Origin of the sequence: Actinomycetospora cinnamomea (genome assembly GCF_003096675.1) — a bacterium.
Classification (GTDB): Bacteria; Actinomycetota; Actinomycetes; order Mycobacteriales; family Pseudonocardiaceae; genus Actinomycetospora; species Actinomycetospora cinnamomea.
Genome location: NZ_QEKW01000009.1, coordinates 86,359 through 107,775, shown reverse-complemented (window position 1 = coordinate 107,775; position 21,417 = coordinate 86,359). Strand labels below are relative to the sequence as shown.

15 protein-coding genes are annotated in these 21,417 nt (G+C 72.9%); 2 read left to right on the top strand and 13 right to left on the bottom strand.

Features of this window, described 5'->3' with window-relative positions:
* Positions 1-413 precede the first annotated feature (413 nt).
* A complete protein-coding gene (istA, locus tag C8D89_RS17680; protein ID WP_207787283.1) occupies positions 414-2,057 on the top strand; it encodes an IS21 family transposase in 1,644 nt (547 codons plus the stop codon).
* Entirely contained in the window at positions 2,054-2,908 is an 855-nt protein-coding gene (locus C8D89_RS17675) for an ATP-binding protein (RefSeq protein WP_116709451.1), read from the top strand. Before istA ends, C8D89_RS17675 begins: the two co-directional genes overlap by 4 nt.
* Positions 2,909-4,928: 2,020 nt before the next feature.
* Here the strand turns inward: C8D89_RS17675 and C8D89_RS17660 are convergent.
* The 13 genes from C8D89_RS17660 to C8D89_RS17600 form a co-directional block, all read right to left on the bottom strand.
* A complete protein-coding gene (locus tag C8D89_RS17660) occupies positions 4,929-5,393 on the bottom strand; it encodes a hypothetical protein (protein ID WP_116709449.1) in 465 nt (154 codons plus the stop codon).
* Positions 5,390-7,030 carry an eCIS core domain-containing protein gene (locus C8D89_RS17655; protein WP_279323392.1) on the bottom strand — a complete coding sequence of 547 codons (1,641 nt, stop codon included), beginning with the start codon at positions 7,028-7,030 and terminating at the stop codon, positions 5,390-5,392. The genes C8D89_RS17660 and C8D89_RS17655 overlap by 4 nt, the downstream gene beginning before the upstream one ends.
* 86 nt (positions 7,031-7,116) lie before the next feature.
* Positions 7,117-8,439: a DUF6519 domain-containing protein gene (locus C8D89_RS17650; protein WP_116709447.1), complete on the bottom strand. Its 1,323-nt coding sequence runs from the start codon at positions 8,437-8,439 to the stop codon at positions 7,117-7,119.
* An 11-nt stretch (positions 8,440-8,450) separates the two neighbouring features.
* Complete coding sequence (locus tag C8D89_RS17645) at positions 8,451-10,571, bottom strand: hypothetical protein (protein ID WP_116709446.1); 2,121 nt, start codon at positions 10,569-10,571, stop codon at positions 8,451-8,453.
* On the bottom strand, positions 10,568-13,567 hold the full coding sequence (locus C8D89_RS17640) for a putative baseplate assembly protein (protein WP_116709445.1): 3,000 nt from the start codon (positions 13,565-13,567) through the stop codon (positions 10,568-10,570). The genes C8D89_RS17645 and C8D89_RS17640 overlap by 4 nt, the downstream gene beginning before the upstream one ends.
* Positions 13,568-13,599: 32 nt before the next feature.
* Complete coding sequence (locus C8D89_RS17635; protein ID WP_207787282.1) at positions 13,600-16,260, bottom strand: putative baseplate assembly protein; 2,661 nt, start codon at positions 16,258-16,260, stop codon at positions 13,600-13,602.
* Positions 16,257-16,613 carry a GPW/gp25 family protein gene (locus C8D89_RS17630; protein WP_116709443.1) on the bottom strand — a complete coding sequence of 119 codons (357 nt, stop codon included), beginning with the start codon at positions 16,611-16,613 and terminating at the stop codon, positions 16,257-16,259. The genes C8D89_RS17635 and C8D89_RS17630 overlap by 4 nt, the downstream gene beginning before the upstream one ends.
* Positions 16,610-16,948 carry a hypothetical protein gene (locus C8D89_RS17625; RefSeq protein WP_207787281.1) on the bottom strand — a complete coding sequence of 113 codons (339 nt, stop codon included), beginning with the start codon at positions 16,946-16,948 and terminating at the stop codon, positions 16,610-16,612. The genes C8D89_RS17630 and C8D89_RS17625 overlap by 4 nt, the downstream gene beginning before the upstream one ends.
* A 12-nt stretch (positions 16,949-16,960) precedes the next feature.
* A complete protein-coding gene (locus C8D89_RS17620) occupies positions 16,961-17,476 on the bottom strand; it encodes a phage baseplate assembly protein V (protein WP_243418202.1) in 516 nt (171 codons plus the stop codon).
* 22 nt (positions 17,477-17,498) lie between these two features.
* The gene (locus C8D89_RS17615; RefSeq protein ID WP_116709442.1) at positions 17,499-18,623 is read right to left on the bottom strand and encodes a hypothetical protein; all 1,125 of its coding nucleotides are present in this window, start codon (positions 18,621-18,623) and stop codon (positions 17,499-17,501) included.
* Positions 18,613-18,927 carry a LysM domain-containing protein gene (locus C8D89_RS17610; protein ID WP_116709441.1) on the bottom strand — a complete coding sequence of 105 codons (315 nt, stop codon included), beginning with the start codon at positions 18,925-18,927 and terminating at the stop codon, positions 18,613-18,615. The genes C8D89_RS17615 and C8D89_RS17610 overlap by 11 nt, the downstream gene beginning before the upstream one ends.
* A 4-nt stretch (positions 18,928-18,931) precedes the next feature.
* Positions 18,932-19,609 carry a hypothetical protein gene (locus C8D89_RS17605; protein WP_116709440.1) on the bottom strand — a complete coding sequence of 226 codons (678 nt, stop codon included), beginning with the start codon at positions 19,607-19,609 and terminating at the stop codon, positions 18,932-18,934.
* Positions 19,606-21,348 carry an eCIS core domain-containing protein gene (locus C8D89_RS17600; protein ID WP_165825768.1) on the bottom strand — a complete coding sequence of 581 codons (1,743 nt, stop codon included), beginning with the start codon at positions 21,346-21,348 and terminating at the stop codon, positions 19,606-19,608. The genes C8D89_RS17605 and C8D89_RS17600 overlap by 4 nt, the downstream gene beginning before the upstream one ends.
* Positions 21,349-21,417: the final 69 nt, after the last annotated feature.

Below are 21,417 nucleotides of genomic sequence, written 5' to 3'. Positions count from 1 at the left end.
TGGTCAGGGGGGGCGCCGGTGAAAGCGGCGCGCGGGCGTGGTGTGGGTCCGCAACGGCGAGGAGGCCTGCCGAGAGTGACCCCCTCCGCGGGCGCTGGCCACACGGGTTCGAGTCCCTGACGGCGCACTCTTTCCGCTGGTCACGGCTCCACGGAGCGATCTTTCAACGTGACTCTCTTTACTTCCGGGCACGCTTACCCCCGCGCGATGATCCTTCAAGCGGTCGTGTGAAGATCGCTAGGAGCTGCCCCGGGGGGGGTGTCGCCTGCCACGAGCATGGGACCGGGTGAGCCCTCGTTCTGCCACGGGCATGGGACCACCTCTTTGCCAGTGATGGGACCACCCGGCGTGGCTCCCGTCCGGTAGGTCGCGCGGCCGTTGTGGTCGCTTGCGTGTCCTACCGGGAGGTGTCCGTGGTCGAGGTGAAAGAGATCCTTCGGTTGTGGCTGGACGGTCGCTCGCTGCGGGAGGTGACCCGGCTGGCCGCCGCGGACCGTAAGACCGTGCGCCGCTACGTCGAGGCCGCCCAGGCCGCCGGGCTCGACCGCGACGACGGGCCGGGCCAGCTTGGCGACGAGCTGTTGAGCACAGTGATCGCCGCCGTGCGCCCGGACCGACCGCGAGGCACCGGCGTGGCCTGGGAGACGATCGCTGGGCACAGCGAGCAGATCAACACCTGGATCGAGCAGGGCCTGACGCTGACCAAGGCCCACGTGCTGCTCGAGCGCCGTGGGGTGGTGGTGCCGTATCGCACCCTGCACCGGTTCGCGGTCACCGAGCTCGGGTTCGGACGACGGCGTCCGACGGTGCCGGTCGCCGACGGCGATCCCGGCGTGGAGCTGCAGGTCGACTTCGGCCGGCTCGGGCTGGTGCCCGACCCGGTCCGCGGGACCCGCCGGGTCACCCACGGGCTGATCTTCACCGCGGTCTACTCCCGGCATGTGTTCGTGTTCCCGACCCACCGCCAGACCCTGGAGGAGGTGATCGCCGGGTTCGACGCGGCGTGGGCGTTCTTCGGCGGGGTGTTCGCGGTGGTCATCCCGGACAACCTCAAGCCGGTCGTGGATCGGGCCGACCCGATGGAGCCGCGGTTCAACGACGCGTTCCGGGAGTACGCCCAAGCCCGCGGGTTCGTGATCGACCCCGCCCGGGTGCGTCACCCGCAGGACAAGCCCCGCGTCGAGCGCACGGTGCAGTACGTGCGGGGGAACTTCTTCGCTGGCGAGGACTTCGTCGATCTCGCGGACTGTCGGGCCCGCGCCGAGGCGTGGTGCGCCCACGTCGCGGGGATGCGCATCCACGGCAGTACCCGCGCGCGGCCTGCCGAGGTGTTCGCCGAGCAGGAGGCGCCGCTGCTGGCCCCGGCGCCGCAGGCGCCGTTCATGATCCCGGTGTTCAGCACGCCCAAGGTGGCCCGGGATCGACATGTCGAGGTGTCCCGGGCGCTCTACTCGGTGCCCGGCGAGCTGATCGGCACACGGATCACCGCTCGGGCGGACGCGGCCACGGTGAAGCTCTATCACCGCGGGCAGCTGCTCAAGGTCCACCCGCGCCAGGAACCCGGCGGGCGCTGGACCGACCCTGCCGACCTGCCCGACGAGGTCTCCGCCTACGCGCTGCGCGATCTCGACGGGCTGGCCCGCCGCGCCGCCGGCTACGGCGAGCACGTCGGCGCCTATGCCACCGCGATCTTGGAGCACCCGCTGCCGTGGACCAAGATGCGCCAGGTCTATCGCCTGCTCGGGCTGGCTCGCCGCCACGGCGCCGCCGAGACCGACGTCGCTTGCGGCCGCGCGCTGGAGGTCGAAGTCATCAACGTCGGGCTCATCGAACGCATGCTCACCCGTGGGCTCGCCGGCGCCGAGACCGACATCGACCACATGGCCCGCGCCCAACCCGGACCGTCCGAGCAGGCCCACGCCGCAGCCGACGCCACAGCCGACGCCACGGTCACTGGCATCACGGTCACCGGCGCTGTCACTGCTACGGCGGTGGTCCCCGCCGCGGGACGGTTCGTCCGCGATCCCGGCGAGTTCAGCACCCGGCGGCCCTCATGACCGCAGCCGGCAAGCAGACCACCCGCAAGACCACCAGACCCGCCGGCACGGCGACCACGGCCGCGGGCCCGGGGCGCATCGAGCCCTCCGGAGAGCTCAAGGAGCTGATGCGCCGGCTCAAGCTCGGCCGGCTGCTCGACACCCTGCCCGAGCGGCTGGCGCTGGCCCGCAGCGGGCAGCTGGCCCACCACGACTTCCTGGAGATGCTGCTCGCCGACGAGGTCTCCCGCCGCGACCGCCAAGCCGCGCACCTGCGCGCCCAGAAAGCCGGGCTCGACCCCGCGATGCTCCTCGAGGCCTGGGACGACACCACCACCGTCGCGTTCGACCGCGCGCTGTGGTCGGAGCTGTGTTCGCTGCGCTTCCTCGCTGATGCCCACAACGCGCTGGTCATGGGACCGGTCGGGGTCGGGAAGACGTTCTTGGCCACCGCGCTCGGGCATGCCGCGGTCCGCCGCAAGCATTCGGTGCACTTCGAACGCGCCGACAAGATGTTCAAGCGCCTGCGGGCCGCACGACTCGATCAGACCTACGACGAGGAGATGCGCCGCCTGCAGCGCGTCGAACTGCTCATCCTCGACGACCTCGCCCTGCACCCGCTCGGACCGACCGAGACCAGCGACTTCTACGAACTCGTCGTCGAGCGTCACCACAGCGCCTCGATGATCACCACGTCCAACCGCGACCCGGCCGAGATCGTGACCATGATGGCCGACCCGCTGCTGGCCCAATCTGCGATCGACCGGCTGCAATCCGCGGCCTACGAACTCGTGGTCGAAGGCCAGAGCTACCGGCAACGTCAGAAGCCCGTCGCCGGCTCCGCCACCGACGACTCCGACACCGCGAGTTGACCACCAGCGCGACCGCGAGCACCCTCCACACCACGGCCCGCGACCACCGAGGTGGTCCCTAGCTCGTGGCAGAGAAGCGGTCCCTTCTCGCTGGCAGGCGACAGGGGGGGAGCTGAGCGGGTCGAGCAGCAGGCCCTGCCGAGGGGGCCGAAGCTGACGTCTTCGCCAATCACGTCGGCCGTTGCGTTCCACTCCCAGGACCTGGCGACGTTCCCATCGAAGTCCGGCTGTAGTACTAGCGGGCAGACGAGGGACTGCCATTGTCAAGGCGCCGACGTACAGATGGGAGTCTCACCGAGTCCCCGGCCAGGTCCTCGCCTGGCGCGCTCACCACCGGACGCAACGTCGCATCGGACCTAGCCTATCTGACACAGGTGCTGAAGGCGCCCTCGCTGCGGCCGCGGTCGAGCGCCTCGCCGAACCCGCCCGGACCGAGTCTGGACCCACGCCGAGGAATTCCCGGCCGCCTGCCTGCAGCGGGAAGTCGCCGTCCGCGAAGCCCACGGCGCCGTGGGCCGCAAACGCGCCGCCCGCTTCCCGGCCCGCAAGTCGTTGGAGGACTTCCAAGTCTCTGTGGGCGTCGACACCGTCGTCGGTCCACGCACGGGCCCGCCACCACCGGCCGTGCCAGTCCTCCCCACGGTCCGCAGAGGTTGGTGGTCTTTGTGCGGTCGTAGCGCTCACCGGCCAACGACGACCAGAAGACACTACCGCACGACCAAACGGGTGTCGCTCCTTCCGATCAGTTGGCTTGACCGCCCACCATTCGAATCTGGCGATGTGAAGTCGACGGTCCGGGGGTAGGCGTGAAAGTTTCGGCGAAACGTGAGTCCAGCACCAACTGCGGTGATCGACCCCAACAGAGCGGGGCCTTCCGGCGCATAGGACGTGCGATGCGGAACGCAGTCGCACTCCACGTGCCGGAGGTCCCGAAGCTCCCAGTACGCAAGGGCGACCTCGCCGACGAGGCCGACCGCGAAGTGGTACTCCACGAGTACGACGCGATCCGGGAAGAGATCGCTACATCGTTGACGGCGCAGGTGGCTATCCTCAGCTTTGGGGCCGCGACCGCCGGATTGCTGGTAGCCGCTGCCGCTACTCTCTGGAAGGACGAGCCGCTTCTTGCTGGCGTTCTCCTGATGTTCGTGGTGCCCACCTCATGCTTTCTCGCCCCTGACCGTCTACGCCGGCGAACTGGTGCGACTAATGCGGGCAGGCCTCTTTCTTCACCACCTCGAAAATACTGTAAACTCGAGCAGAGCCAGTGCCGCTGTCGGAAGCAACCCCGGCTCCCTTCTGCTCTGGGAGCATTGGGGCATTCGCAAGGACCAGGCGGACATCGACAGGTATAACCGAAGCGCGATCACCCTGGTTTTCACCCTACTTGCGTTCGGCTTTTTAGCGGCCGGTTTCCTGCGGTTGTACAAGGCGGACGATCTCGTCTACGAGCAGGTCGCTGTCGCGGGCTTGATTCTGGCCGTGCTGATCGGAGTAGTAGCTCTCAGGTGGGTGCTTCGCCTCATGAGATACGCCTACAGCCACCGGGCAAAGTATTCGGACTGCGCAAGTGGTGAGTAGAACTGCTGTCAGTCCGCGGTGGAAGCGTAACAGCGACCTTTCGCTCAACTCCCCGCCGACTGCCGAGATGTTGGAACCGCCTCACGTCCTGTCAGAGCCGCCGGCCAATGTGCTTCTGAGACACTGCGGCCGCGTTATGGTGCCGCGCCCGCGCCTGATTTGGTCTTCCCGACACAAACTCGTCGAGGACCGTGAGGTGGTGACGGCGCGCTCGGACGGGGCGGCGCAGACGCTCACCGCAGGTGGAGGACTGACCATCGCCCGACCCTGCAGACATCTCCTTTCCGCTACACGTTTGGGTTTCAATGAAAGCTTTACGACAAGGGAGCTCTCAAGAATCCCAGGAACGATTCATCTGGAAGCCGTGCACGAATTGACGAGAGGTCCAGCAAGCTTGCATTAAGGTATCGAGGGAAACATGCCGCGTACACGGCTATTTGCTTTATTCCCGGCGCCGCCGGAAGTCCTCACCGACGGCTTGCACCTCGGGGTGGGAGTGCGCCAAGGCCAACTGGACCAACCTGTCGGTAAGATCCGCGTCGAGCTCGCTATACAGCTCGAGCAGCCGCCGATAGTCCTCCTCGTCGCCCGCCTCGAGTACGGGGGCCGCTGCCCGTTCGATGGAGGCGACCACCCACGCGCGGGGCAGCGACAGAATCGCCCGGCGGACAGCATCGATGTCCGAGTGGCCGACCGACGCGAGGTCGACTAGGTCCTCGAAGAGCTCCATCCGCTCGGCGTCGGATAGGGCCAGGGCCGTCTCGAGCGCGAGTCGCCGGTGCTGCCCCGACAGCGCGGCGCGCAGCGTCGCGACGCGGTCCGTCGCGCCGGAAAGAAAGCGCAGGCGGGCCACGACGAATGCGTCACGCGCGTCGCACACCGCCTGCCAGAGATTCGATTCTGTCATTGTTTGTTCCTGCGCACCCAGGGTAGCCCCGCCACCTTGTCTCGGAATGCCGTGAAGAGCATCCGGACCCGCGGGTAGATGGTGTGGTGGGTCGGGAGGTGGGTACCGCCAACATCCAAGCCGTCTGCGACGATCCCCAAACCGTCGGTGGCCGGGACGACGGCCTTGGGCACGCCGTAGTACCAGCCGGTGAGCCGCGTCTCCCACGGCTTCGCGAACGTCGACTTCCCCTCTACCGAGAGAGTCGGCACGAACGGTTCCTGCGACGCGACGTAGCCGTCGGCGTCGGTTCGGATGTCCTTGGGCGTTCTCACCTCCGCCGGTTTGGTCGTGTTGCCGAAGGCGTACACCTCGTCGGCCCGCTTCTTCTCCTCCTCCCGCTCGCCCGCAGCTAGACCAGCCGCGGCCGCGTGGATCGGCTGGAGGCCCGCCGGGGGCTTCGGGGCGGGGGCCGGCGCCTTCCACGGGCCGGTCAGGACCGGCGCAGCCATCGGCGCAGGCGCCGGGGCGGGCGGCCCGATCAGGGGCTCGGGGGCGATCTTGGGGGCGGCGTTGCCGTCGAACCGAGCGGCGGGGGCGGACGGCGGCGCCGGCTCGGCCAGGGGACCGATACGGGGACGTCGGCTCGCGAGGTCGATCAGCTCGCCTGGCGGCCGGGCGCCGCCGCCCCCGGTCGGCGCCGGCGTGCGCGGGGTCGCGCCGCGCGGGAACAGCGGCCCGGAGAGTCGCGCCTTGAACCCGAAGGCGTTGACGATCGCCATCAGGATGTGCCACACCATGCGCACGAACGAGCGCGACGCCTCAGTGATCTTCCGGGGATCGCCCTGGGCGGTCAGCGCCGTCTGCACCCAGTGCATCCCGTGCTCGACGGCACCGACGACCTCCATCACAACTGAGTACCCGAGGTAGGCCAGCACCAGGATCTGCAGGATCGCGGCGATGATCTGCGAGATCCCGGTCGGCGCGGCACCGAGCCCGGCGATGATCGCCTCGGCGCCGATCAGCCCGCCGGTCACGACGAGGATCTCCGGCCAGTTCTCCTCGACGATCTGCTTGAGCTCCTCGGAGAAGAACTCGGCGATGTGCCGCGGGGACTCCGCCAGCGAGGCGCCGAGGTCGTCAGTCATCTGCCGGTTCTGCGGCAGGTTCAGCCACGCCCCGACCGCGAGGCCTGCAATCGGTCCGCCGAGGGTCGTGGCCCCCAACTGCAGCCCGCCGCGGACCAGGTCGCCGGCCAGGTCGCACTGCAGGGCGCGCTCGCTGCTGCCCGCCGGGACACGCTGCGGTGACCCGGCCGTCGCGACCCGGTCGGCCTCGTGCTCGTGGCGGTCGCCGGGCGACCCGAGGCGCAGGCCGACGTGTCCCGCGCCGCGCTGCTGGACGGTATGGGTGAGCTCGTGGGTGAGCAGGCGACGCCCGGCGCTGCTGTCTGGACGATACCGGCCGGCGCCGAACACGACGTCCTGGCCGATGGTGTACGCATTCGCCCCGAGCGCCGCGGCCGCACGGGCCGCATCGGGGCCGTCGTGCACCCGGACACCGCTGAGATCGTGACCGAGGTGGGATTCCATCACCCTGCGGGTGCCCGCCGGCAGGGGCGCGCTCGGGGTCGATAGCCCGGACGACGCCTCGCGCACCGCAGCGCGGCGCAGGACCGGAGGCGACGGCACGGGGCTCCTCGGAGTGGGCGTCGCGCGGCGGTGGCTCGGCGCGTGGGTGAGAGTCACGGCTGGGCCAACGGCGCGAACCGCGAGCGCAGGTCGGTGCGGGTGAGGTCCCCCTGGCCATCGCGGGTGATCAGGGCGAGCGGGGCCAGGTGGTCCGCGACGCCGAACGGGCGGCGGAAGGCGGGGTCGCCGTCGTCGCGCGGCCATTCGATGTCGCCATCGTCGACGCGGGCGGGAATCAGCCAGTAGTCTCCGCGGCGGTAGGTAGCGTCGGGATCGAACTCCACCTCGATCCCGTCCTCGAGCGCCAGCCACCCGTCGCGTACGCGTACCGCGCCGTCGTCGCCGAGGTCCTCGTCCCGTGGTCGCTGGTCCCAGCGACGCAGGAACGGGTGGGCGTCGCGGTCGGCGCCGGTCGCGGTCTCCGCCACGTTCTGCGGCGGCGGCGCGAGGGTCACCCGGTGGTCGAGACGGTCGACGGCGGCCACCCGGCGCAGCGCCTCGGGACGCCCGGCGTGGACGAGACGGTCGTCGACGATCTCCACCCAGTCGCCGACGTCGAGGCCGAGGCGACGGTCCGGGCCGAGCTCGCGCAGCGTCACCTCGAGCCCGTCGCGGGACTCGATCGCGTAGCAGGCCGACCCGTTCTCGCGGGACATCTTGAACGTCGCCTCCTTCGCCGTCCCGCCGGTGTGGATCTCCACCCGGTAGAGCTGATTCTCCACGCCGCGGTAGGACGACTCGGGGCGAACGCGGCACGGCTCGGGTTCGGGCTCGGGCCGGCGGGCGACGGCGCGAAGCCGGCCCGTCGGGCGCAGCGCGGCCGCCCAGTCCGCCCATGCGGCGCGGACGTCGTCGGCGGAGACGTCCCCGAGCGGATCGTCGGTGCCGGGCGTCCGGTCGGTGACGAGCACCTGCCAGACCACCCGGGTGCGCCCGGCGGTGTCCGGCCCGCCGAGCGCGATCTCGCGGATGTCCGGCACGTCCAGGGACGAGACCCACTGCTCGAACACCCGCAGGTAGACCAACAACGGGACCGCGTCGGGCAGGTCCCCGGGCGCGCGATGGGGCTGGTCGAGGAAACGCTTCTCGTTGGGGTTGTCGCATAGCACGCCGTCGACGTAATAGTGCCCGGCGCCGATCGTCAGGTCGTCGAGGTCGCCACCGACGTCGAGGGTCATGGCGATCCCGAAGCCGGGGGCGTCGCCTGGCCCGCCGTACGGGCCGATCAGGTCGGCGGCCAGGGTGCGCACCAGGTGCTGCATGATCGCGGTCTGCTCGTTGACGTCCGCGTCCACGCTGACCCGACCCTGCTGGAGCCAGAGCGCGGAGAACCCCCGCTCGGCGGCAAAGGTGAGCCGTGAGAAGTCGCCGTACATGAGCCCCTCCCTCAGGTGACGATCACGACGCCGGCGTCGCTCGCCGCGGGCGTGAACTCGTCGAGCCGGGCCCGCAGCGCCGCGAGGCGTTGCGGGATGAACAGGTCGTGCCAGACGCCCATCTCGGAGCGGTCCTCGGCGCCCTCAGTGATCTCCGGGGCGCAGTCAAGAGCCAGCTGCGTGTAGGCCGGGGCGCCGTAGTGCACGGCGGTGAAGCGTGGGGTGACCCGCTGCGTCTCCCGGTCGGCCCCGGCCGGATCGGCGGGATCGACGGCGGCGCGCACCAGATCGGGCTGGCACTGGTAGCGCCGCGGCGTGCGCGACCCGGTTGGTACCCAGCAGAAGCGCACGCACCCGTGCTGGCGGCGTGCGACACGGACCCGACCCATTATGATCGAGTTCTCGGCCCGGGTGAGGGTGTGCGTGCAGATCCCGCCCAGCACGGTCGCGCGGACCACCGACAGCAGCGCGCTCGCCCGCCCCTCCTGCCCGCTGATCGCCTCGCTCACGACGCAGGAATCGGCGTCGTCCTGGTCGTCGGGGTCGCCATCGGGATCGTCGGCGGGGTCGACGACGCTGTCGCACACGGACACCTCAACCGGTTCCCAGGTGTCGATCACCAGCGGTCCGACGATGCTGTGCGACACCGCGAGCGCCGCACCCGTGTCGGAGAGCTCGACCGAGGCCCGACCGGGCTCGGCGGGGGCACAGGTCTCCTCGAGCGACCACCCCGGCACCAGCGTGCAGTGCCGGATCTCGACACGGTCGAGGTGCCCGCTGACCCAGAGACCCCGCCCGGTGACCAGCAGCCCGTCGAGCACCAGGGTGGCGGGCTCGCCGTCGCGGGCCGGCCCGCGCACACGCAGACTGTCGGGCTGCCCGGCCCGCCGGTTGAGCAGACGGATCACCGGGCGGGTGCCGGGCGCGGCGCGCACCTCTAGGCGCTGGCCCGCGGCGAGGTCGATGGCCAGCGGCTCCTCGTAGAGCCCGCTGTCCACGATCTCCACCACCGCCGCGGCGGTGCCCACGGCCCGCCAAGCGGCGAGCGCGGCGGCGACGTCGGCGTGCTCGGCCCCCTCGCCCACCTTCAGGACATCGCCGACCGCCGGCACGGCGGGCCGCCGGTACTCCCCGCCGCCGAGGTCCCCCGGGGCGCCGTAGTGGTACCGCACGCGGATGCCGTGCTCGGGCGCCCCGCGACGGCTGAAGGCGATCCGGCCGAGCACCGGATCCAGCGCCATCTCCTCGCCGCGCGGCCGGTAGGACCAGTCGCGCAGGTCGGCGATCACCACCTGGTCGGCGGGCACCGGGCTCCGCTCGGCGTCCCGCCAGACGAACACGCTCCCGGTCGGTCCATAGACGTCGGGGACGCCGGCCTCGACCCCCCGCCGAGTGAGGAAGCCGGGCACGTTCATCGCGTCGGCGATGTGGGTGGGGTCGGGCTCGGGAAGCGGCCGGTGGATCAGCGGCAGGTCGTGCCCCAGGACGCTGACCATGAACCGTCGGCGGGCCTCGTCGATGCAGAACCCCTCCGTGCCGCTGACCTGGTAGGCCCGCAGTCGCCACACGAACAGGCCCACCGACGCCCGATGGTGGCGGCGCACGGTGCGCCGGGACGCGAGCCGCCCGACGGTGGTGGTGTGGGCGAGGGTGTCGAAGGGCCCGTCCAGCTCGGCGAGCGCCTGCCCGTCGCGCAGGTCGGCGGTCCGCCCGCGGGAGGTCCACAGCGGCCGCGATGCCGCGTCGAGCAGCCGAACCGGCGCGGTGCCCGCGAGCTGGGTGCGGAACTCCACGGCCCGCGCGGGCCAGCCCGCGACGTCGAGCGCGAGCTCCTCGAGCAGCGCCAGGGTGCCCTTGCGGCGGCGGGCCCCGAGGGTGCCGGCCAGGTCGCGGCGCAACGCCGGTCCGGGCAGGTCGGCGACCGGGCGGTAGCCCACGAGGTCGCCGAGGTAGGGCAGGACCCAGTCGTCGGCGGTCTCGACGAACCAGTTCGCGTACAGGCCCCACAGGTTGTCCTCGACCAGGTCGACCTGTTCCTCGATCACCCCGAGCAGCCCGCGCAACGGCTCGCCGAGCGCGTCGTCGCGGATGCGGTGCAGCGCGGGCAGCAGCGCGTGCAGGCGGTCGGTCACGGCAGGCGCTCCAGGATCAGGGTGTCGGGGACGTCCGGCGAGAGCAGGGCCAGCTGGGCGGGAAGCGGCTCGCGGTTGACGGAGCGGTCGAGCGAGACCGGGATCCGCTCCGGGGGCGCCGGGCCGAGCGGGACACCGACGATGCCCAGCCCGTCGACGTCCACGGCGGTCACGCCGGGCACCGCGGCCGCGGTGGTCAGGACGTCGCTGAGGACGACGTCCTGGCCCAGCTCCCGGCGGGCGAAGCCGAAGCGGTCGAGCAGCGCTCGGCGCACGGCGGCCTCGACGACCTCCCAGCGGTGGTCGGGGTGCACCCCGACCCGGGCTGCCAGCATGATCAGCAGCAGCTCGCGAGGGGCCACGATCACCGGCTGGTCCGCGTCGCCGAGGTCGTGCAGGGCTTGGCGCAGCGCACGGTGCAACGCCGAGCCCGGCGTGACCGGGGTGTCGGCCGTGCCCGCGACGGTCAGGTGGACCACGGATCTCCCCCAGGCCGTGAGCCTACGGGCCGTCGCCTTCGCGATCCCGCTGCGGGCCAGCGCGAAGGCGGCGTGGTCGGCGACCGAGACGACGCGGTCCAGCGCGCCGAGCGCGAGCGGGATCGTGCGCCGGCTGTCCGCCGGACCGTCCGGGTCCGCGCCGCCGGTCGCCGCCAGCGGGTTCGTGACCGCGGAGACCCCCAGCGGGCGGGCGCGCAGCTGGCGGATCGCGCCCGCGTCCACGTTGCCCTGGGCGCCGAGGCCGATGCGGTAGCTCGCGGTGATGTTCTCGGTTCCGCTCGGCGGGCGGACGCCGTGCTCGCCGTCGCCGAACTCGACGGTCGTGAGGCTGTGCTCGTCGACGCGCGTGGTGTACCCGCGCGTCGACGGGTCCAGATCGAGGACGGTGTCCGCCGACCGCCAGCGCACCTCGTCCACCCGGACCTCGAGGGTGCTCGCCGCCCCGCTCGGGCCGGGATCGGCGAGGTGGGTCACCGGCGCGCGCCGCAGCGTGAACGCGGCCCTGGGCACTGCCGCGTCACCACTGCCGAGCACCTCCGCGCCGGACTCGCCGTGGTCGGCGGGCACCACGTTGGCGCACAGCTCCACGCTCGCGCAGCGGTAGGTCGCGCTCAGCGGGGACGCCAGGTGCAGGGTCGTGCGCACCGGGTCACCCGGCACCTGCGGGTCCGCCGCGTGGACGACCCGGGCGACCATGACGGTCTCGGCCCCCGGGATCGCCCCTGGCACGTCGGTGCGCTCGCCGGTGACGATCATCCGGCGCCCCGACCGCAGGCCGTCGTAGAGCCCGTCGAGCTCGATCGCGGCGCCCGCGACGTCGGTGCGGCATGGCCGATCGGCCAGGGCGGCGAGCCGGCTGCCGGCGAACACGGTCGCCGAGCGGGCTGCGGCGAGCGAGTAGTCCTGCGCGCCGAGCCAGTCGTCGGCCAGGGTCAGCGCGGTGACGCGAGACGGGAACTCGTAGGACGACCGGGCCGCCACGTCCACCGCGGTCACCCTGCTGATCACTGGGCCGGCGCCGTCGCCGCGCTCGACGAGCGCCCAGCCCTGCGGCGCGATGCCCTCGTAGACCCCGTCGAGCGCCACCACCGTGCGCCCACCCGCGGGGGGCACCGACTCGACGACGGCCTCGATCCCGTCGCGGCGGCTCGCGCGCAGGCGCGCCCGCTCCCCGACCGGCCTCTGCAGGGTCGCCCCGGGTCCAGGGGCGAGGGCGACGCCCTCGACCGTGACCTCGACGATCGCCGGGGCCTCCATCACGATCTCCTCGCGCACGGTCACTACGCGCTCGACCGCGCCGCCGAGCGTGATCGTGAGGGTGCCCTGGTCCACGGCGGCCTCGACCTCGACCAGGCCGCCGAAGTCGACGGTGGTCGAAGCGGGAGGGGCCAGCGCACCGGTACTCGCGGCCAGCGCACCGCGGGCGAGGTCCACTGTGACGGCACCGAGCCCGTTCGCGACGTTCACCCGCAGCGCGGTGACGTCGTCGAGCAGCCACTCCTGCTCGCCGGTCGCGACGCCGTTCTCGGACCGGATCGTGCGCGGGCGGGCCGTCGCGCCGTGCGGGGCGGCGCGCACGGTGAGCAGCTGCAGCGTCGCCGTCGGGTCAACGTTCCCGGACACCGCGCCGTACGCGGTGTAGAGAAACCGACGGATCGCCGGGTTGAGCGTACCCCGTACCTGCAGCCCAACGTCGGATCCCGGCCCGAACACCGTGGTCGGATCACGCTCCAAAGCGGCCGACGAGACTGGCGGGCGCGAGCCGGGCCGCCCGAGCACATCGAGCACCTCCGTAAGGTCCGGGCGGCGGCGATCGATCGCGCGCGGCGGCGACACCAGCCGCAGGACCGTGCGGTCGTGCTCGGGCTCGGGGTCGAGGGCCTGCACGGTACGGACCTCCTGCGCGCCCGGGCCGTCCCCGAAGACTGCCAGCACCCGGCCGCCTGGGCCGGGGGACGCGACGGCCCCGCTGAGGTACAAGACGTCGGGGACCGACCCCGGGGACAGCACGGTCGGGCGGCTCCGGCGTGCCGGAATCGCGTTCCAGGCGGCGCGCGCCTCGATCGTCTCCCCGGTCTCGAAGACCTGCGGCGCGCCGCCGGCCCCGGGGACGCTGGCCGCCGCGGTGCCCCGCGGGATCACGGTGTCGGTCGCCGGATCGAGGGTGAAGGCGAGCCAGGTACTCGCGGCCACCCCGGGCCGAGGGCGGTGGCCGACGAGCCAGCCGAGCGCGAGCAGGGAGCGGTGCTCGGTGGCGGTACGCAGGTAGCCCTCGTTGGCGATGCGCTCGGTGTAGAAGCTCAGGACGTCGGCGATGACCGCCCAGCCGTCGAGCAGCGCGATCGCAAGGTCGTCGGGGGTGCGGGCGCGCAGGTCCGCGAGCGCCGGGACCTCGGCGAGGTCGGCGAGCATCGAGGCCAGGAAGCGACCGTGCGTCCCGACGCGGTAGGTCAGGGCGTCCAGCCCGGGCGGGTTGGACACCGGCACCGGGGTCATCCGTCGCCGTCCGGTGCAGCACCCGCAGGGCCTCATCGCGCACCATCCACGACGAGGTCGAGGATCCCGTGGTCGGGCCGCGCCGGGTCGGCGTCGAGCCGGGCCACCTCGAACGGCCCGAGCCGCAGCAAGCCCTCGGCGCGCTCCCCCCGATCACCCTCGTGCAGGCGCTCCAGGCGGGTGACAACGACGCTCTCGACGCCGGGCACCGCCGCGGCCGCGGCGACGACGGTGGAGAGCACGACCGGATCGCCGAAGCTCGCGCGGTCCGGGGCGAACAGCGCCCGCAGCGCGGCCCGCAGCGCCACCTCCACGTGGGCGCGCAGCCGCTCAGGACGCGCGCACACCCGCAGCGCCAGGTGCAGCGAGACGGTTCGCGCGGAGCGCACGACCACGTCGTGGCCGATGCGCCGATAGCGGTGCAGCCGGGCGTCGACCCGCCGGAGCAGCTCGGGCGGCGCGACCGGGACGCCGACCGGGTCGATCGCCACGTCGATCACCACCGTGCTGCCCGTCCAGCGACGCTGCGCCGCGGCGCGGTCGACCCCGGGCACGGCCGCGGCGAGCTCGGCGTAGTCGGCGGGGATCACCGCCCGCTCGCGGGTGGCGCGCAGGGTGTGCGGGCCGAGGCGGCGGGCGAGCGCCATCGGCTCCGGGTCGGTGCCGCCCTGGGCCGGGAGCGGGTTGCGGACCGCGGTGATCGCCGGGAACGTGCCCCGCACCCGGTCGATCGCCCCTGCCCCGACGTTGCCGGCGGTCCCGTTCCCGCGTCGCCAGCGCACCGTCACCGGCGCACCGGGCTCGGGTGCGCGCCCGAGGCGGTCGTCGCCAAAGCGCAGGTGCAGGCGGTCGTCGTCGTCGACCTCGGGCACCACGTGGCGATCGTCGGGCTCACTGCCGAGCAGGTCACCGCGTGGCACCCACCGCGCACCGTCGCTCTCCCGCAGCTCGAGCTCCGGCAGCGCCGCCCCGGGGTCCTGGCGCAGCGCCTCGGCCGCGGGGCCGGCCAGGGACGGTGACGTCGCGGCCAGCCCTGCGGCGTAAGCGGCGCCGAACGCCTCGGCCACCGCGTCGACCTCACCGTGGTCGAGCACGGCCCCGGCCCGCGCCCGCGCTGCGCGTCGCGCCAGCCAGGCGAACCGGTCGTGCAGCAGCACGTCCGCCTCGTCGGCCAGCGCCGCCACCACGAGCGCCTGGGCGGCGGCGTCGAGGCCGGCGAGCCCCGCCAGCCCTCGCACTCGGCGCGCCCCGCGGCGGCCGGCCAGCGTCACGAGCTCGGCGCGTTCGGCCTCGTCGAGCAGCCGGCCCACACCGGCCAAAGCGCGAACCCGCTCGAGCGCGCGGCCGGGGATCGCCTCGAGGTGGTCGGCCTGGGCGGCGGCGACGGCGGGGTGGGGCGGGTACGGGGCGCGCCAGGTCACGTCGACGACGTCGGTGGGCACGCTGCGGTCCCGGCCGGAAACCGGGATCTCCCAAGGGGACGAGAGCATCGCCGTGCCGTGGTCGACGAGCACCACGTTGCCGCGGGCGACGGTGACTTCGGTGCACACCGCGAAGCCCAGCGCGTCCTCGACCGCCCAGCGCACGTCGACCACCGGCTGGTCGTAGAGCGCGTCGCGGCCCGGGGTGACCGCGGTCAGCCGGACCGCTTGGCGGTGGGCGGGATCCGCGTCGGCGGCCAGGCCGGTCCCGGGGTCGCGGACCTCCTCGAGCACCAGCACGTCGCCGACGGTGAGGACCGGCTCGCCCGCGAGGGTCAGCGACGTCGCGCCCGCCGGGAGGCAACAGCCCGCGTCGCCCCAGGTCCAGATCGCGATCTCGCCGTTCTCCGGGTGGAAGGTGCGCGGGCCGGGCACGACGGGCGCGAAGATCTCGCCGGCCGCGGTCCCGAGGACGAGCTCGCCGGCGGGGACGTCGAGACGGGCATCGACCGCCACGCACACCCAGGCGCGGGCGTTCGTGCCCTCGTGCACGCGATGGTCGACCAGGCGCAGGTGACGGCGCACCGAAATCCGGCGCCGGGCCGTGTCCAGGTAGGCCTCGGTGGCGATCGCGTCCTGCAGGTAGCTCAGGTGGTCGCCGACGTAGGCGAGAATCTCCACCAGGGTGATCTCGAGATCGGGGGCATGCCGTTCGGTCCACCCCGGCACGAGCAGCGCCATCCGGTCGAGCACGAGACGCCGGAAGCTCGCGTAGTCCTTGGCGAGGTAGGACAGCGCCGGCTCCGGAACCTCCGGGTCCGGGCACTGCGGCGTCGCCGCACAGTCGACGTCGGCGGGGCAGCCGGCGAGGAAGGACAGCTCGACGCGCGCGAACCGGGGATCGAACCCGGGCGCCGGACGGTCGCGCACATCGGCATCGACCAGGGCCAGCGTGTAGGGCTGCGGTCCGCCCGCGCGATCCAGGCGGACGATCAGGCGGTCATCGGCGTACCCGCCGTCCCCGTCGTCCCGCTCGTCGTCCGGCGCCCGCTCCAGCCGGGCGTCGAGCACCCGCAGCGCGGGCTCCCCGATCAGCTCGACGTTCCCGGGAGCGAGCGGCCCGGGCGCGGCCCCGATGAGGGTGACGGTCAGGGTGCGGTGGTCGGCGGAGATCTCGACGGCATCGATCCCGCCGAAGCCGGCATCACGCACGACGCGGCGACGACGCGGCTCGTCGCACCACAGGCCGGCGTCCATCGGCCCGGCGCTCACGGCAGCTCCAGCGTGCGCACCTCGCCGGTCCGCCGCACGCGGTAGCGCACGACGACCTGCAGGGTGACGTCCTGGCTGGCGACGCCCAGATCCTCGACGTCGACCACGTCGCCGAGCCACTGGGCCAGGGCGGCCTGCAGCGTGAACTGCAGCGCCGCCGCGAGCTCCGGCGAGTTGCCCTCGAACACCAGCTTGCGCAGCCCTCCGCCGAAGGTGGGCCGGTTGACCCGCTCGCCGGGCTCGGTGAACAGCAGCTGGTGGACGAGATCGGCGACGTGGTCGTCGCGGGTGGTCGTCGCCGCGCGGCCGGTCGCGTCGACGTGGAACGGGAAGTCGATCTCGACGGCGGTCACGATGCCCGCACCCGACCCTGGGTCGCCGACACCCGCAGCGGGGTACCGCTCGGGGCCGTCGTCGCGCTGCTCTCGCGCTGCAGCAACGGCTGGCCGGAGGCCTTCACCCGCTGCGTGGTCGGGGACCAGGGCGGCGTGTTCGAGGCGCATGGGCCGTTGCCGGCGTTGGGCGGGGGCAGCGTGCAGCCGGTGATCGTGTAGCCGGTGCTCGCGGGGACGACGGCCTCGCCCCCGACCGTGACCCGGCGATCACCGGGGCCGGTCGGTCGCGCGAGACCCTGGTGGGTGCACTGCACGGTGCTCGACGGCCCTGTCGTCAGCAGCTCTCCGGACACGATTCGCCCCCCTCAGTCCACGCTCAGCGCGCCGCCGTTGACGGTCACGCTCTTCCCGGAGAGCCGGATCGAGGCGCCACCGCCGGTGCTGAGCGTGATCTCGGTGCGAGTCAGGACGATGCGCGGTCCCTTGGCGCCGTCGCCCGTCTCGAGCACGAGGCCCTCGCCGGGCACATCGCTGATCACGATCCGGTTGTGCGAGGGCGTCTCGACCACGATCGGCTTGCGACCCGGTGGGGCGGCGAGCACCGGCGCCGGGACGTCGTCGCGGCTCCCGCGCCATGCCCCGCTCCAGACGGCGCGCTCGATGTCGCCCGCCTCGAACTCGACCCACACCCCGGTGCCCTTGGGCGGCACCGCGTAGTGGCCCGCGACCGGGTTGGCCGGGCTCGCCCACAGGCAGGGGTCGTCGCCGAGCACGTCGGGCACGCGCACGAGCAGCCGCCCGGTGTCGTCGAGGTCCTCGACGCTCTCCACGGTGCCCCGGTAGCGCCCGTGGAACAGGGGGCGTCCGACGTCGTCACGCACGTTCACCATCATCGACTCCCGTTCATGCCGGCACCCGGGGGACGTTCGCGACGACGCCGTCGCGCGCGAGCGAGAAGCTCTGGGTGAACCCGCCGCGGCGCAGGGTGCTCGTGACGCTGCGGACGTAGTAGAGACCGTCGTAGGCGAGGCCGGCGCCCCGCACGCCGACCAGCCGGCGGGCACGCAGCACGTGGCCGTAGCGCAGGACGTCGACGCTGCCCGACCCGCTGACCGCGTCGTCGGCCTCGGCGGTGCGCGCCAGGCCGAGCAGCGCGGCCTGAACGGTGCTCAGCCCGGCGGTGTCGGGCAGCGGGCCCTCGCGCAGCCGCCGGGCGGGTCGCGCGGCGAGCGGGGGGCGCAGCAGGCCGACGTCGGGGATCGGGACCGGGATCGCCCGCTTGGTGAACGGCTCGGTGACGGTGACCGACAACTGCTGGGCCGACGTGCCGTCGTAGCCGAAGCTCAGCGACTCGACGTTGCTCACGGTGTCCGAACCGACGGTCAGCGCCGGCTGCGGGACGCCCACCCGCACCTCGGGACCCCAGTACGCGATGCTCGTCCCGGGGGTGGGGCCGGGCTCCAGGTGGAACACGTAGCCCACGTCGCGGGCCAGGCCGCGCACGTAGGCGAGGTCGGTGCTCGACTGGACGGGGATGTCGACGGCCGGGTTGGGGATGTCGGGCTGCAGCGGGGGCACCGGGGCGGGCACGACGCCGTGCACCGCGTAGCGGGCGCAGACCGCGGCGACCCGCGCGTTCGCGGACAGGCCCGGGTAGCAGTCGCGTCGGACCGCGAGGTCCATCAGCAGCGTGAGGTCCTCGCCGGTGAGCGTCACCGTGGATGCGCCCGCCTCCTCGGCGGGCGCGACGTCCTGGCGCGTGAGGACGCCGTCGACCAACACCGTCGGCACCCCGCGCACCACCACGGTGATCACCACCCGCAGCCCGGGGTCGAGGAACCCGGTCGGCAGGAGCACCTGGTGGATCGGCGAGGTCCTCGCCGCGGTCAGGGTGAGCTGGAAGCCCCCGGGCGAGGAGGCGGAGGCGGTCACCTGCACCTCGGTCAGCGCGTCCATCACCGCCCGGGGTGCGGGGACCGGCACGACCGGGCCCATCATCAGCAGCAGGGTGAGCTCGCTACCGAACATCGGATGCACCCCCGGCGAACCCCTCGGGCAGGGTGATCCGCAGCCGACGCCCGACGGTCTCGGTGAGCTCGTCGGGTCGCAGCGCCCGGTTGCCGTCCGCGAGGCGCCAGAACAGCTCCGGGTCACCCAGGTGAGCCGCGGTGACGTTGTCGAGCCGGTCGCCCGGTTCGACCTCGTGCTCCCCGACCGCGGCGAGATCCTCCGGGGCGGGCACTACGCGCCGGCGCAGATGACTGACGGGCCGTCCCGCGACGACGGTCTCAGTGGTCTCGACGGCCGCGTAGCGGCTGGTGGGCTCGAACACGCTGCTACACCCCCGGGATCCCGGTCAGTCCCAGCGCGCCCAGCGACACGCCGCGTACCCCGGCGGCCAGGCGCTCCTTCTGCTGCTGGGCCAGCAGCCAGAGCGCCCCGCCGCGGTGCGCGGCCGGGAGGTCGTCGAGGGAGAGGACCCGCAGGCCCAGCGTCACCCGGGCGCGGATCGGGTTCAGGCCGGTGTCGAAGCCCTCCTCGGTAACGCCGAGCTCGGTGATGCGCACCGGCAGCACCCGACCGCGGCCCCAGACGAACAGGCTCAGCGGAGCCTCCACCGGCGCGATCTCCAGTATCCCGGCGTCGGCCTGCGCGTGCGCCGCGCGCACGGCCGCCGCGCTGGGCGACACGATGGTCTCCAGCGCCGCTAGCGCCGGCAGTAGGCCGTGCTCGGCGACGTCGGCGAAACGCTCCGGGGTCTCCAACGCCTCGGTGGCGTCGAGCTCGGCCTCCAGGCGGACCGTCTCGCGTGGCGGCCCGGTCAGCCGCAGCGCCTCGAGCCGGTCCCCCGCCTGGTCCCCCGCCTGGTCCCCCGCGCCCTGCGGCTCGAGGGTGCGGGTCAACGTGTCCGGGTTGTACTGGAAGGCCACCACTCGCGTCACGGCCCCGGTCGCCGGATCGAGCAGCACGAGGCCCCCGCGCGTGAGCCGCGGGGTACCCGGGAACGCGGTCACGACCCACCTCCCAACCGATGCTCCACAGCAGCGACGACCGGGCCCAGCAGCCGTCGCCGCACGACCTCCCGTGGGCGGGGGTGGCGGGCGAGAAACCGGGCCGGTGCCGGGGACAAGCGGTAGTACACGACGATCGCCGCGCGACCGGCGAGGGACGTGCGCAAGACCTCGTCGCGGTAGCGGCGCAGCAGCCGCACCTCAGGCGCGTGCGCACTCCCGAAGCACGCCGTGGCCACGAAACACAGCCCGTCACTACCGCCGGTGTCCGGTTCCGGTTCGGAAACGACCTCGAACGACGGGTACTCCACGGAGAACGCGATGTCCTCCTCGTCATAGCCCAGGTAGTGGGACATCGCGAACGACCCCATCGTGACCGGGCGGTCGATGCGACGGAACATCGCGAGCGGCTTGTCCGCGAGCTCCACCGACACCGGTGACATTCCCATGTAGGAGGTCCCGCCACCGAGCTGCCCGGACACGTCGGTCTGATAGCGCAGCCGGATCGTGACGGTGAGGTAGGCCGCGCGTTCCTCGGCCTCGAGCGCCGCGAGGGCCGGTGCGAGCGGCTCGATCATCGCCGTGAGGCGGGGCTCGATCGCCGCGAGGTCCCGCTGGAAAGCCTCGGCGTTCTTCTCGTCCAGGATGTCCTGGACCATCTTCGAGACGACGATGCTGCCGATGGTGTCGACGAGCGCGGCGCCCAGCGAGGTCGCGCCGTCGCGGACGCCGGACCCGTCGAACCGCCGACAGTGGCGCGCGCCCGCTACCGCCCCCTTTGTCCGGACGCCCGTGGACGCCTTCTTCGAGACCCCCTTGAACGCTTTGACCTCAGGGGACTTCTTGACCTTCGGCGACTTCTTGACCTTCGGAGACCCCTCGGTCTTCGCCGACGACGGCCGAGCCGGAGCCTTGACCACGACGACACGGACCCGCCCGCCCTCGTGCACCCGAAGCTCCTCGGCGCAGTCGGCACAGGGTGTACGGCTCACCGCAACGGCCACGAGCCGGGCGTGGGTCGCCGTCGCCCCCTCGGTCATGAGCTGCTCGGCGTCCTCGGGTGCGCCCACCGCCCCGCGCCCCTCGGTCCTCGGACGCGGGTCCCAGCGTTCGAGGCCCACCTTCTGCGCCGCCGCCCGAAGCTCAGGGTTGGACCAGTTCCCGCTGACGGTGTAGACGACGTGCTGCCCGTCGTCGTCGGTGACCAAGCCAATTGCGAGGGTCTTGTTCCGAGTCACGGTCGCGAACGTCTTGTCGTCGAGCTGGGCGAACAGGTTCAACATCAGTTGCTCCAACCCGCCCGGTGCGGCCGCCGGGTGCTCGGGCGCCACCGCGGCGCCTTTCGGCTGGCGTGCGAGGTGCACCGGCTCGCGTCGGTGGACCCGCCCGGTCAGCACGGCCTGGTCGGCGTCACGCTCGGCGGGCTCGCCCGGCTCTGACGTACGCGCGACCGGCGGCGCCTCGGCGCCGGCCTGCTGGACGACATGGGCGAGCTCGTGGCCCAGGGTGCGGCGCCCGGCCGCGGTGCTCGAGTCGACCGCGGCAGAATCGACCGCAACGTGCTCGCCGACGGTATAGGCGACGGCGTCGACGGTGCGAGCGGAGCGCGCGGCGGTGTCGTCGCAGTGCAGCCGGACCCCGCTGAAGTCGTGACCGAGCAGCTCGTCGAAGTGGCGACGGATGTCGGGCGACAGGGGCCGGCCGGGCCCCTCGATCACCGAGCGCACGACCGCCGGGACCACTGCGGCATGCGCTGCGATGGCGCCGCAGCGGCCGCCAGGCTGCGGCACCGGTCCGTCGTGGCGTGGGTT